Here is a 15,895-nt window from a genome sequence, read left to right as displayed (position 1 = left end):
TATAACTCCTTAGTCAATTTCTGCCAGAATTTCGTCTAGTTCCTGTTGATTTAAGTTTGCCACCGGAAAATCAGAGGGAGTGTATCCCCCAACTTCAGGAGACAAACAATGGTCAATCAGTTTTAGCAAAGCTTCGAGATACTTCTGAGCTAGTGATTCCACTGTGGAACTCTGATGGACATGACGACTGTAGTTCCAGTTAACTTGCAACTGCCCTTCTACCACTCTGGCAGTAATATCTAATAGATGACTGCGATCGCCTTCGAGACTATAATTAGATCCTTTAGACTCAGGAGCCAATTTCCAATCAACTCCGAGTACTTGTCCTTGATCGAATTGACCCAAATAGTTAAAACTGATTTCCCTCAAAGGCAGTGCTGCTATTTGAGAACGAATTTCTTGATCCTGACTCAGATAACGTAAAATTCCATAGCCAATGCCTCGTTGGGGAATGGTTCGCAACTGTTCTTTAATTGACTTGAGAGCTTCTCCTGGATAATTTTGATTTTGTAGTTGCAATAGTACGGGGAATATGCTGGTGAACCAGCCGACTGTTCTAGATACATCCGCATCTGCAAACAAATCTTCCCGTCCATGTCCTTCTAGGTCAAGTAATACTGTAGAATTTCCTGTCCATTGTGCCAAAGTTTGCACCAAGGCTGTCAGCAGCACATCGTTGATTTGAGTATTGTAGGCAGAGGGAACTTTTTGTAATAGGGCGCGAGTTTGGTTTTCACTGAGATTAACAGATATATCAGCAGTACTAGCTACTGAATTATTTTGTTTTCCTGTTGGATAATCTACTGGCAAAGAATTTACTTTAAACCAAGGCTGCTTTAACCAATAATTTAATTGCGATCGCACCACCTCAGTTTTTCCATATTCTTGTAAAAGAATAGCCCAATCTTTAAAAGCCAAGGTCTTAGGTGGCAATTGGATAGTTTCTTGTTGTTCTAGCTGCCGATAAGCTGTGAACAAATCTTCTAGTAAAATTCGCCACGAAACTCCATCGACAGCTAGGTGATGGATGATGATGAGTAATCGACTATCATGGTTATCGCCTAATTGAAACAGCACCACTCTAATTAACGGCCCTGTTGACAAATGCAGCCTAGCCTGTTGGGTAGTTGCTATTTGCTCTAAGGTTTGTGCGTGTAGAGACTGAGGAGTTTGGGATAAGTCGAGGACTTGAAAAGGTACTATATCAGAAATGCGATCGCTTGTTTGCTGCCATTTCCCTTCCTCAAAGACAAACCGCAAACGCAAAGCATCATGATGTTCTAATAATTTGCTAATAGCTTGGGACAATAACTCCGGTTTCAGGTGAGAGGGAACTTGGAGCAATGTTGACTGGTTGAAATGGTGCAGCTCAGACCGATTTTGCTCAAAGAACCAATGTTGAATTGGAGTGAGCGGCACAACTCCTGTAACTAAATCCTGTTGAGCTAATACCGATGTGGCAATATCAGCTACAGCAGCTAGTTCAGTAAGGGTGGGATATTGAAATATTTGCCTTGGAGTAATTTTGATTCCTGCTTTACGAGCGCGGGCGACTACTTGAATACTGAGGATGGAGTCACCACCGATTTCAAAGAATTTATCGTGGCTACTCACTTGTTTAAGTCCCAAGACATCTTGCCAAATAGTCGCTAAAATCTGCTCAATAGGCGTTTGTGGCAGGACAAACTCTTGTTCTCGTGTCAGTTCTATTTCTGGTACAGGCAACATTTTCCGGTCTACCTTACCGTTGGGAGTTAATGGCAGAACTTCTAACAACATAAAGGTTGAAGGAATCATGTAATCTGGCAATTTCTGAGATAAGAAACGGCGCAAATCACTAATATTTGTAGATTGATTTTGTATAACTAAATAAGCTACCAGCCGTTTATTACCAGGAATATCTTCTCTAGCGATAACCACTACTTGTTTGACTTGGGAATAGGTAGCTAGAACTGCTTCGATTTCTCCTAATTCAATGCGGAAGCCACGAATTTTAACTTGGTTATCGATCCGACCGATAAATTCAATATCGCCATCAGGTAAATAGCGAGCTAAATCACCTGTTTTATACAATTTGCCATTACCAAATGGATGAGAAATGAATTTTTGGGCTGTTAATTCGGGTTGGTTGAGGTAGCCACGAGCTAAACCTTCTCCACCAATGTATAACTCCCCGATAGTACCGATGGGGACAGGTTGGAGATATTGGTTGAGAATGTAGATTTGGGTATTAGTAATTGGGCGACCAATACTCGGTTGCTTAATTGTCCCCTTCTCCACCAAACTAAATGTAGAGTAGGTTGTATCTTCCGATGGCCCGTAGAGATTATATACTTGGGAAATATTTTCTTGCTGGTAAAGCTGCTGTGCCAGTTGATTTGATAAAGGTTCACCCGCGAGGTTAATTGTCCGCACGGAATTAGGTATACCATTGATTTCTAGAAGTTGTGCGATCGCACTCGGTACAGTATTAATTAATGTCACCTCTTCAGCAGCTTTTAAACTAGATAAATCTAACGCGTTCTCGGCAATAATTACCTTACCCCCCCAAGCCAAGGGCATAAATAACTCGAAGACTGACAGATCAAAACAGATAGAAGTTGAAGCTAAAACACCAGCCAGTTGCTCACTACTAAAAACTTCTTTTGCCCAACACAGCAGAGCTACACTACTGTGATGTTCAATGGCTACGCCTTTGGGTTTGCCTGTTGAGCCAGAGGTATAAATGACGTAAGCTAAATTCTCCCCTCTCACCTCATTTGTGCTATTCTCTGGACTTTGTTGGGCAATCTTTTGCCAGTCTGCATCCAAACGCACGACTTGCGCTGAATGCTCTGGTAAAGATTCAACGAGGGACTGCTGGGTTAGCAACACAGATACCTGTGCATCTTGAAGTATATAACTCAGGCGTTCTCTAGGATATTTGGGGTCTAACGGTACATATGCTCCACCCGCTTTGAGAATGCCTAACAGCCCTACTACCATTTCAAGAGAACGCTCTAAGCAAATGCTAACTAATACTTCCGGTTTTACTCCTTTTTTTTGCAAGTAGTGAGCTAATTGATTGGCTCGTTCATTTAATTGTCTATAACTTAACTGTTGATTTTCAAATATCAATGCTACGGCATCAGGGGTACGCTCTACTTGTTCTTCAAATAATTGATGAATATATTTATCTTGAGGATAGGTAATTTTTTTGTAATTCCATTCTACTAACAAGTGATGTTGTTCTACTTCTGAGAGTAAACAATGCTTTTCATATCGTTCTGATGGTTGGTTAGCCATTGCTGTGAGAGCTTCACGATAATATCCGCCAATCATTTTTATCTGTTCTTCACATAACTGGCTGGGGTCGTATTTCAGGGTAAGCTCTACTTCGGAAGAAATGACATTGAGACTAAAGTTAACTGTAAAGGTGAAGTTGGTTTGCTCAAAAAACTTGCCCCCCAATGCTTTTATTTCTTTAATTTCTGAGAGGTTTTGGTAAACATGGAAATTAACAAAGTTGAATAAAATCTCGAATAATGATTGTCTAGTATTCAAATTACTCTGCAATTCTGCTAGAGGATAGCGTCGGAAGGGCAGAGATTCCCGCTCATTTTTAAAAGTCTGTTGAACTAAATCAATCCAAGTGCCTCCAGATAACTGCAAACGAAAGGGTAGGGTATTTAGAAATAATCCTAATATTCGTTCTCCATCTTCTGCTTCTGGTCTGCCATTAGATACCAATCCTGTGAGAATGTCTGTTTGGTTAGTTAGCAAGCTCAATACTCTTAGATGAGCAGCTAACAGAACACTTTTGATCGGAACTCCGGCTTTTTTTGCCAGATGTTTTAAACCTGATGAAACTTCAGGAGATATGGTAACTTCCTGCTGAACTATTTGCCCCGTCTTACTGGAAAGATAGGACTCAGACCAACGAGGAAGTTTAGTAATAGTTATTTCTTCTAGTTTTTGTTTCCAGTACTTTTGAGCCTCTGGTGATTCGATGGTTTCTTGTTCTAGAGCAACAAAATCTCGAAAAGTTAAGGAAGGTGCTAGTTTTATGGGAGGTACTTTCAGACCGAGAAGAAATAAGTAATGTTGGAATAATTCTGAGATTAAAGAGGCTATGCTCCACCCATCTAAAATAGCGTGGTGAAAGCTCAAAGTAAAATTAAATGTCTCAGAACTGCGACGATGAATATGAAAGCGGACTAGAGGAGGAATACTCCAATCAAAATACCGTTTTTTCTCCTGTTCAATCCAAGTTTCTATAACTGCTTCTTGTTCAACCGTTGTTAGGTGAGTTAGATCATCTAAAGGCAAAGCAATCTTGACTGTGTGATGAATTAGTTGTAATGGCTGCTGAAATTCAGCTATGGCAAAGCTCGTGCGTAATATCGGATGACGGCTGATTAAATCTGCGATCGCTGACTGTAAGATATTAAGGTCAAGGGGCGATCGCAGGTGATAACTGAAGATGTCATGATAAACTCCTGTATCAAGGCTATATTCGCTGTGAAAAACCATTCCAGCTTGGAGCTTTGTCAGTGGATATGCGTCTTCTATATCTTCAGAGAAATAAAGCCTTTCTTCCTGAGAAATTAGACTAAAAGGCTCTATTCTTGGTGTAGATAAACAATGGTTTTCACGACGAACAACTTGAGCTAGTTGATGGATTGTCTGATATTGGAAAAGTTGCTGGAGGGAAAAATTTAACCCAAGTTGTTTGGCTTTTGAGAGAACTTGAATTCCTAAGATAGAATCTCCCCCTAACTCAAAAAAGTTGTCATCAATACCAATCAATTCAATCTTGAGAACCTCAGACCAAATATTAAATAATACTTCTTCTTCTTCAGTCCGAGGAGCCATAAAACTAGCTGCTAATTCTGGTCTTGCCTGAGTCGGTATTGGCAGAGCTTGACGGTCTATTTTGCCGTTGGAAGTTAATGGTAAAGTCGGCAAAATTACAAAAGCCGAAGGCACCATGTATTCAGGCAAAGTCTGCTTCAAAAACAAGTGCAATTCCGTATTTGAAATTTTTTCTGAGACAACAAGATAAGCGCATAAGCGTTTTTCTCCCGGCTGATCTTCGCGCACAATGACTACTGTTTGTTTGACAGATGGGTGAGCTGAGATCGCTGCCTCAATTTCGCCAGTTTCAATCCGAAAACCCCGAATTTTTACCTGATGATCGATGCGCCCTAGATATTCCAAATCTCCTGAAGATAAATAACGAGCTAAATCGCCTGTTTTGTACAAACGCGACTTAGCATCGTTGCTAAATGGGTTAGGAATAAATCTTTCTTTAGTTAATTCGGGACGGTTAAGATAACCCCGGGCCACACCTGCGCCACCAACGTACATTTCACCCACCACCCCAATAGGTACGGGGTGGAGATCCTGATCTAGCACATAAACTTGCAAGTCAGGAATAACACAACCGATGGCACTAGCAGAACTCTTCAAATCTGCTATTGTCAAGGGGCGATAGGTGACGTGAACCGTCGTTTCCGTAATCCCGTACATATTAACTAATTGGGGCGCAGTATCTCCATGTTGATCAAACCAAGGTTTCAATTTGTGAAATTCCAGCGCCTCGCCACCAAAAATAATCAAACGCAGCTTAAGATCCTGATTAACTCCTTTAAACTCTTCTGCTTGAATTAATTGCCCAAAAGCTCTCGGTGTTTGATTCAGAACAGTCACACCTTCAGAACACAATAGATCATAAAAAGCATCTGGTGAGCGACTGACATTATAGGGAACTACTACCAAACGGCCACCGTAAAATAAAGCGCCCCAAATTTCCCACACGGAGAAATCAAAAGCATAAGAATGGAATAAAGTAAATACGTCTTGCTCGTTAAATTGATACCACTCTTTTGTCGCAGCAAACAATCGAATTACATTAGCGTGTGTAATTAATACGCCTTTTGGTTTACCAGTAGAACCAGAAGTGTAGATTACATAAGCAAGGTTGTCCGGTTTTAACAAGCAATTAGGATTTTTATGACTTTCGCTAGCAATTTCTGGCCAGTCTGTGTCCAAGCAAATTATCAGTGCTTGGTTTTTTGGCACTTTGTCCACAAGTTGCCTTTGCGTCAATAGAATTGGCACCGCAGCATCTTGGATCACAAATGCCAAACGTTCTTGCGGATAGCTCGCATCTAAAGGTACATAAGCGCCCCCCGCCTTGAGAATTCCTAATAATCCTACTATCATCTCTAGCGATCGCTCGACGCAAATACCTACTAATATCTCTGGTTTTACGCCTTTTGCTTGCAAATAATTAGCTAACTGATTAGCTCGTTCATTTAATTGTTTATAAGTTAATTGTTGATTTTCAAACACCACTGCTACTGCATCGGGGCTACGCTCTACTTGCTCTTCAAATAGCTGCTGGATGCATTTGTCTTGAGGATATTGAATTTCTGGAGCATTCCATTTTGGAAGTAATTGGTAACGTTCTTTTGGTGTTAGGATGTCAATTTCTGATAATTCACAATCAGGATTAGCCGTCACAGTTTCCAGGATTTGTCGAAAATGCCCCAGCATTCTCTGGACAAAATCTGCATGAAAAGCATCTTTTAGAAAAGTTATCGCAACAGAAGTATCTTTAGCGTCAATTTCAAAAACTAATTGAAACTTGTTTAACAAAGAACTGCGGCTGCAAAATCCATCTTGTATCAAAGCAATATCAAAAATTGCTGCTGGATTAACGCCTCTTGCAAGAAACGTTTCGATAAAAGCGTCTACATCATAGCTTTGGTAGCGGTATCCCTCTTGGAGATTACTGCGGGTTGTTTTGAGTAAATCTTTAAATGTGATGCTTTTTCCTCTGTTGCATCGGGAGAATATCAGGCTATCAGCTTTGTCTAGGTTTAAAGCTCCCGTTGCCACAACAAACTCTTCTTGAGCAGTATATTTAAATATTAAAACTTTGATAGCTGATAGATATAAAGCCAGTTTATTAACAGGAGAGTTAGCTGTTAAATTATATACTTTGTCACGCAAACTGTTAGATATAGCATCAACAATTTTATCTTTATCTTCTCTTTTATTCTGACTTGTGTTATTAAATAAAGGTGTTACTGGCTGGATTTCTCGCAGTTGCCGAATTTGGTAATCTATTGAAATAATATGTGCTTCCATGAGTTCTATAAAGCTATTAATATAAATAAACTGGTGTGATTTTGTTCAATTTTACTACTGCTGAAACGTTCGATTTTCAGCAGGTTTAGTCCAAGGCATTTATTGCCAACACCAAAAAACTATACAGACTATAGCGATCGCTAAAATCGCCACACATTGATTTAACTGTCTGTTTTATTAGATAGAGTATCCTAATTATTTGGTCAAATAGTTGATGATCTGTCCTGTTTGAACAGTGGCAATTACTAGAGCCATACAGATTAAATTTACACTATAAGCGTTTTGGAAACAATAAATCATTAAGAAAAAATTTCATCTATTTTTCATTATCGGATGAAAGTAACCCCCAGAACGCTTGTATAAATAGAATTTTATCCATTTAACTTCGTTGTAACTTTTTTTTGTGCGGGGGTGCGATCGCTAATTTACACCCACAGGAAACTAAACAATTTTGTATAAGTCTTGCCAGGCGTACATTTCAGGCGATACCCCTAGCTACTTTAACGTGGTAAGCGATCGCCATGCCGTCAGGCTTCTTGCTCTTAAACCAATGCATACCAATTTTTGAACAGCAATTTTAACTATGATAATTGCAATCTACACAAAAGTATATCTAAGTATTGTTAATCAACAAAGACAGTTAAGACAGTTAAGACAGTTAAGACAGTTAAGGAAAAATAATTTATTAGTGTTGCATATTTACTTTAGTCGTGAGATTATACTTAAATTTAAGCATCAGGAAAATTACACGATGAAAGTAGTAAAATAAAATCTAACTCATTGATTTAGTTAAGTAATTATCTATAAACTGTAAAAATAAAATATATATGCATATACATCAGATAAATCAATTAATCGAAACTCATTCACATGAACAGTTCCCTGAGGAGCATGAGCAAGAAGGAATATTTAAAAAATCAATCAGTTTTGGTGGGCAATTAGAAGATAATTTGCGGACTTTATCAGAAGTATTGGGTGATGCTGTCAAGCACGAAAGTAAAGGAATTACATACATTAGAAATGACCAGACCGAATATTTTCAGACTTATAAAGATTTATATAACGACGCTTTAACTATTTTAGATGGGCTTTATCACCACGGACTAAAGTTAGGAGATAAAGTTATATTTCAAATTGGCCGAAATCAAGATTTTATCCCTGCACTCTGGGCTTGTTTTTTAGGCGGAATCATCCCTGCACCTCTGAGCACTGCTCCTGATTATGATATAGAAAATGCCGCAGTTAAAAAACTTTGCAATGTCTGGCAGATTTTAGATAAGCCTATTGTCTTATCAGATTGTGAATTAATTACTGAAATAGAAAAAGTAGCTACTCAAGCGCATTTAGATGGATTTCAAGTGGTATCCATAGATGATCTGCGAACTAATCAATCTCTATCAAACGAACAGCCGGATGAAATTCCTGAATCATTCCATAAATTACCTCATCTCGCACCATTAGATCCGGCGTTGTTACTATTTACTTCTGGTAGCACCGGTCTTCCCAAGGGTGTGATGCTGCATCATCGTAACCTACTATCGATGTCCGCCGGTACAGTGCGGATGAATAATTTTACTTCAGCAGAAGTTACACTTAATTGGATGCCTTTAGACCATGTGGGGGCAATAGTATTTTTAGGAATTATGGCTGTGGATTTGGCTTGTGATCAAATCCATGTGCCAATTGAATTAATTTTGCGCCAACCCCTGAAATGGTTAGATTTGATTCAAAAGCATCAAGCTACAATCTCTTGGTCTCCCAACTTTGCATTCTCCTTAATTAATCAACACGCCGAAGAACTTAATCAGTGTTGTTATGACCTCTCCTCAATGAAGTTTTTAGTTAATGCCGGAGAGCAAGTTTCGGTCAAAACTATTCGCTTATTTATAGAAATTCTCGAAAAACATCAACTGCAAGATAGAGTAATTAAACCAGCATTTGGGATGACTGAATCTTGTTCTGGAATTACTTGGTCAGCAGGTTTAAGTAAAGATGAACTCACGCAAGAGAATAGTTTTGTATCTCTAGGACGGCCTATTCCTGGGGCTACTATTCGGATTATTGACCAAGAAAATAATGTTTTGCCAGAAAAGGAAATTGGACGACTTCAGATAAAAGGCTTTTCTGTTACTGAAGGATATTATAATAACCCTGAACTCAACCAAGAAGTTTTTCAAGATGGCGGTTGGTTTCTTACGGGAGATTTGGCCTATCTCCACAATGGTGAGTTAGTGATTACTGGTAGAGAAAAACAAGAAATTATTATTAACGGCATCAATTACTTTGCTCATGAAATTGAAACAGCTATAGAAGAATTAGATGGTGTAGCTATTTCTTATACGGCTGCCTTTGCAGTTTTTGATCAAAATAGAGAAACAGATTTATTAGTTATTACTTTTAGCCCGGAATCAGGTAATCTTGAGCAATCGGTAAAATTAGTTAGAGATATTCGCCGCCATCTGACGCAGAAGGTATCAATTGCACCTGCTTACGTGATTCCTTTAGAGTCCGAACTCGTTCCGAAAACATCTATTGGTAAAGTTCAAAAAGCTAAATTAAAAAAAGACTTTGAGCAAGGATTATTTGCAAATCGTATCCAAGAAATTAATGAGTATTTAGTTAGAGATAGGAATAAAACCCAAAGTTTACCACAGTCTGAAAATGAACACAAAATTGCAACAGTTTGGTGTGAAGTATTGCAACTATCGGCAGTAGGTTTACACGATAACTTCTTTGAGTTGGGAGGTCATTCTCTCCACTTAATTAGTGTCCAAAACCTGCTAGAAAAACTTTTTGACCGTCGGCTACCTTTAGCTGAGATGTTTAAAAATTCTACAGTTGCTACATTAGCCAGTTTCTTAACTAAAGAATCAAATTCAACAAAGAATACAGAAGAAGAAAGTCGCAAGCGTGCCGAAAAACGTTCACGTCGCAGTAATGACACTCATGACATTGCCATTATTGGCATGGCTGGCCGATTTCCTGGAGCTAACAATATTCAAACTTTCTGGGAAAATCTCAAAAACGGAGTCGAAACAATATCCTATTTTTCTGAAGAGGAATTATTAGAATCGGGGGTTTCTCCTGAACTGTTCAATCAGCCTAACTATGTAAAAGCCAGACCAATTATCGACAAAGCAGAGTGCTTTGATAGCGACTTTTTTGGATACACAGACCGAGAAGCAGAATTGCTCGATCCTCAGCAACGTTTACTGCTTCAATGTACCTGGGAGTGTTTAGAAAACGCCGGTTACAATTCTAACTCATACCAGGGTGCGATCGCGATGTTTGCTGGGGCAAGTATGAACACTTATTTTATCAATAACTGTTATCCAAATCGCGGTCAATTAGATAGCACTGATGAACTACAACCCTTTACATTAGATTCGATGGGAGGGTTCCAAACTATGGTGGCTAATGACAAAGACTATTTGACGATGCGGATTTCCTATAAACTAAATCTGCGCGGCCCCAGTGTCAATGTCCAAACGGCCTGTTCCACCGGTTTAGTAGCTGTACATCTCGCCTGTCAGAGTCTCTTGAGTGGAGAAAGTGACATGGCTTTAGCTGGTGCTGCTTCTGTTAACTCTCCTCAAAAGATCGGTTATTTGTATCAAGAAGGTTCGATTATTTCTCCAGATGGGCATTGTCGCGCCTTTGATGCCCAAGCGAATGGGACTATTTTTGGTAGTGGAATCGGGGTTGTTCTGCTCAAAAGATTAAAAGACGCTTTAGCAGATAACGATAATATCTATGCCGTGATTAAAGGCTCTGCCATGAATAACGATGGCAGCACAAAATTGGGATTCGCCGCACCTGGAGGAGAAGGTCAGACTTCAGTAGCAGCCGAAGCACTAGCCTTTGCAGGCGTTGAAGCTGATACTATCGGCTTTATAGAAGCTCATGGCACTGGGACAAAACTTGGAGACCCCATAGAAGTTGATGCGCTGGCTAGAGCATATAGCATTGCTCAACAGGGAGAGTGTGCTTTGGGGTCTGTGAAGACAAATATCGGACATATACAAATTGCTTCTGGTATTGTTGGTTTGATCAAAACTACTCTGGCTCTCAAGCATCAAATTATTCCCCCGACTCTGCATTTCAATACTCCCAATCCCCAAATTGATTTTTCTAAGACTCCTTTTTATGTCAATACCAAAGCCCTACCCTGGACTGCAAAGCAACGAGATGGCAAAGAATTGCCGCGACGAGCAGGGGTGAACTCTTTAGGAATTGGTGGTGTGAATGTCCATGTTGTATTAGAAGAAGCTCCTGCCATTATTCCCCAGCAGAATGACATTGAGCGCCCCCACCATTTACTGACACTTTCTGCCAGAACAGAACAGGCTTTGATAGATTTGGCAAAAAGCTATGGAGAATTTCTCGAAAATTCTCCCGAAAGTGAGATCCATAATATAGTATTCACAGCAAATACTAGCCGAGTTAAATTCTCAAATCGTTTGGCTGTAACTGGCTCGAAAATTAGTGATTTTGTTACCACATTGCGTCAGTTTGTCCAACAAGATATAGAGTCAGTAATTCACGCTCAAGTTGATGAAAAGAAGCCTCCCAAAATTGCCTTTTTGTTCACAGGACAGGGTTCTCAATATCTGGGAATGGCTGAACAACTTTATCAAACCCAGCCAACTTTCCGGCAAACTGTAGACCAATGTGAAACGATATATCAAGAATTAACTGGTAAATCTTTATTGCAAGTCATATTTGCTAATTCAGATACAGCTTTAAATTATACATCTTATACACAACCAGCTTTATTTGTTGTCGAAGTAGCACTAGCTCAATTGTGGCATTCTTGGGGTATTCAACCTACTGCGGTTTTAGGGCATAGCTTAGGTGAATATGCTGCTGCTTGTTTTGCGGGAGTTTTTGATATTGAAAGTGGTTTAAAACTCGTTACAAAACGCGCAAATCTAATTGGAGAATTGCCAGCAGAAAATGGAGCAATGGCGGCTATTTTTCTGGATGAAAACTCTATTCGTAAAGTTTGCCAGAGTCAAGGGATAAAAATAGCGATCGCAGCTATCAATGCAGAACAACATACAGTAATATCAGGTGAGAAAAAAATTATTCAACACCTTTGTGAACACTTTACCAACGAAGGAGTTAAAGTTCATCAACTAAAGGTTTCTCATGCTTTTCACTCACCATTAATAGAACCTATATGCGAAGACTTTAAAAGTATTCTGCGGGAAATTAACTTTGCCAAACCCCAAATTACCATTATCTCTAATCTGACGGGAGAAGTTGCTGATGACAGCATTGTTACTCCTGAGTATTGGATTCAGCATTTGTTGCACACTGTGCAATTTCACCAAGGAGTTTTGTCTCTGCAATCTTTAGGGTGTGATACTTTTATCGAAATTGGCCCCCAACCTGTTCTATTAGGAATCGTAAAGTCATCGATATCTAACTCTTTGATATTACCAAGTCTCCGCTCAGGCTTTTCTGATTGGGAGATGTTATTAAAAAGTATTGGCAAGCTTTATGTTCGTGGTGCAAATATAGATTGGTTTGGCATCGAAAAAGATTATCAACCTAGAAGATGTCCTTTACCAACTTATCCTTTTCAGCAACGCCGACATTGGATTCCTTTAAAGACTCAATTACAAACCTCTTCACAAGAATCTGCCGTCGTCAAGATGCTGTCTCAAAAAGATCCCAAAAGCTTGATGCAGACTCTATTAGAAACTGGCAATTATTCTGAAGGGGAAAAACAAACTTTATCGGCAATTGTTCAGCAATTAATTAAGCTGCATCATCAAGACACTGATAATTCTACTTTTGATAACTTACTTTACCAGTTTGAATGGTTGCCTTATGCTTTATCAACTAGAAAATTACAGAATCTCGAAAAAATTCAGACTGATTTAGACTCTTATTTAGAAGAACAAATAAAATCGGCACAAATTACAGGAGTATCTCTAGCTTTTGGGGAGATGGAAGAACTCAGTGCAGATTTTATTGTTAAAGCATTAAAAGATTTGGGATTATTTGAAATCAATACTATTTTCTCTCCAGAAGACAGTTTTCGTCAGGCTGGTATTAAAGAGGAGCATAGATTACTATGGAATCATTGTTTGAAGATATTGCTACAAACAGGGATTTTACAAAAGTATGGTTCTGACTGGAAAATTATCAGTGAACCGCTACAATTTCACCCTGATTTAACAGTAGAGAATTTGATTGTTCAGTACCCAAATGCTTGCATAGAACTGACACTATTTAGGCGAGTAGCATCCAATCTAGCCGCGATCCTTACAGGACATATTTCTCCTTTATCCATCTTATTTCCCCAAGCTGGGCAAATTGGAGCCGCACAATTTTATCAAGAAACATCTTGGGCAAAAGTCCTTAATCTTGGTATCTCTAAAACAGTTGAGCTTTTATTGGCAAATTATTCTCAATTAGAACCAATTCGGATTTTAGAAATTGGTGCGGGAACTGGAGCCACTACCCATCAAGTCCTCAAAGCTTGTGCTTTTCACCAGATTTCCTACACGTTTACTGATATCTCCCCATTCTTTCTTGAAACTGCCAAAGATGCTTTTGCTCAGTTTTCCTTTATAGAATATAAGGTTTTGGATATAGAAAAAGACCCGGAACTTCAAAGCTTTTCACCCGGTTCTTATGATTTGATTATTGCAGCAAATGTATTGCATTCCACGCGGGATTTACAAAGAGAAACCTTACCCCACATTCGAGGTTTGCTTCGTCCCGGAGGACATTTATTACTCCTAGAATTGACCAATGAATCTCGGTGGATTGATTTGATATTTGGCGTGGCTCAAGGTTGGTGGCGTTTTAGCGATTGCAATTTACGATTAGAGCATCCGATAATTGAGGCATCTACTTGGAAATCTATCCTCTTAGAATCTGGCTTTGCTCAAGCTGAATTTGTTTCTCCTGATGAAGAAATCGGTAGTCCGTTATTTCAGCAAAGTATAATTGTTGCCCAAAATGCAGAGAATGATCTTTCTGGAGATTGGCTAATTGTTACAGATTGTGATCAAAATTTACCTTTAGCAATTCAAGAGCAAATTATAAAACATCATGGCTCCTGTGCGATCGCTAATCCAAAACATAGCTTGGAGCTAGAAACAACTTCTCGATCTTTGCGTGGGATAATTTATCTTGTAGATGGCGATCGCAACAATGAATCTGAGTCGATTTTATTTAATCGCTGTAGCTATTTTTTAAATCTTCTCCAGGCAATTAAAAAGATATCATTACCTCCGAAATTATTCCTCGTCACCCAAGGCGGTCAACCTTTTGAATTAGATCAGCCATCCTTTGTTACTCAGTCTCCCCTTTGGGCTTTGGGACGCGTTATTGCACTGGAAGAACCCGAATTATGGGGAGGGATGATTGACCTTGACCCCCACGCTGATATTGCTCAAAATCTTGCCGCTTTATTCTCAGGATTGACAAACTCCGTTGGAGAGGATCATCTTCTCTTCCGCAACGCTCAAGCTTATGTGGCGCGTCTGGTTCCACAGGAATCTTTATCTGCAAAGCCAGTTATTATCCAAACTCAGGCGACCTATTTGATTACAGGAGGTATTGGTCATTTAGGGTTGCAACTTGCTCACCATTTAATTGATTTGGGTGCAAAAAACCTTATTTTGACTACACGTCGTCAATTTCCGCCACGATCTGAGTGGGGGTCACAAGGAGAATTTTCCGCAATTATTCAAAATCTCATTACTTTAGAAGATAAAGGTGCATCTGTAGAAATTTGTCAAGCAGATGTGGGAGATTTTCAGCAAATGTCTGGCATCTTTGCTAACATCCAAAAAACATTGTATCCGCTACGGGGTGTTTTTCATCTGGCTGGAGTGTCAGGACGCAAAGTGCGATTGAGTGAATGTACATTGGATGATCTTGAAGAGGTTTTTCAAGCCAAAGTTCGGGGTTCCTGGAATTTACATCAGTTATCTTTAGAGACACAATTGGACTACTTTGTATTTTTCTCTTCCGCAGGTGCAATTTGGGGAGCTAAGGAGCAAGGTTTATACGATGCTGCTAGTCATTTGATGGATGCTTTAGCTCATTTACGTCGTCTTCAAGGATTACCAGCTACTACTTTGAATTGGGCTTTATTAGCTGGGAATGGTATAGTTTCTGAAGAATATGAAGATTGGCTCAAACAGATTGGCATGAAGGAAATTCCTTTAGATAATGCTTTTCAAGCTATGAATGCTATTATGACATCTGGTAAAACGCAAGTTTTATTGGCTGATGTCGATTGGGTTCGGTTCAAAAATATTTATCAATTTTATGGGAAAAAACCTCTTTTAGAGAAATTGGGGTTGCCCGAAGTTGCTGTTAAATCTATTAAAGAATCAAGTTCATCACGCCGTTTTCTAGAAGAGGTGCCGCCAGGGGAACGTCGAGAACATTTGTTTGAATATGTTGGGAAGCAAGTAGCTACTATTTTAGGAATTAAGCAGATGCCTGACCCCAATCAAGGATTTTTAGAAATGGGGATTGATTCTCTGCTTTCTATTGAGTTAAAAAATCGGTTAGAAAAAGGATTGGAGGTTTCTTTGCCTGCTTCTTTGATATTTGATTTTCCTAATATTACAAGATTGGTTGATTATTTGGTGGAACAAGTTTTTGGTTGGCAGGTTAATGTATCTGCTGATGTTGCGGAGGTTCAGCAAGAGGTTAGTGAGGATCTAATTTTGCAGCAGCTTGCGGATTTGGAGGCTTTTCTTGGTAATTCTTGATTTTTTTT

The 15,895-nt window shown here is 39.3% G+C and carries 2 protein-coding genes; one reads left to right on the top strand and one right to left on the bottom strand.

Translation table 11 applies throughout. The features are described from left to right. Positions 1–9: 9 nt before the first annotated feature. On the bottom strand, positions 10–7,137 hold the full coding sequence (locus tag F8S12_RS19540; RefSeq protein WP_230968118.1) for a non-ribosomal peptide synthetase: 7,128 nt from the start codon (positions 7,135–7,137) through the stop codon (positions 10–12). 827 nt (positions 7,138–7,964) lie between these two features. Between F8S12_RS19540 and F8S12_RS19535 the strand changes: the two genes are divergently transcribed. After that, entirely contained in the window at positions 7,965–15,887 is a 7,923-nt protein-coding gene (locus F8S12_RS19535) for a type I polyketide synthase (protein WP_196517752.1), read from the top strand. Positions 15,888–15,895 lie beyond the last annotated feature (8 nt).

The organism is Nostoc sp. WHI (genome assembly GCF_015714725.1).
In the GTDB taxonomy this organism is placed as follows: Bacteria; Cyanobacteriota; Cyanobacteriia; order Cyanobacteriales; family Nostocaceae; genus Nostoc.
The sequence above is the reverse complement of the archived record's forward strand: the minus strand, read 5'-3'. Positions and strand labels throughout refer to the sequence as shown.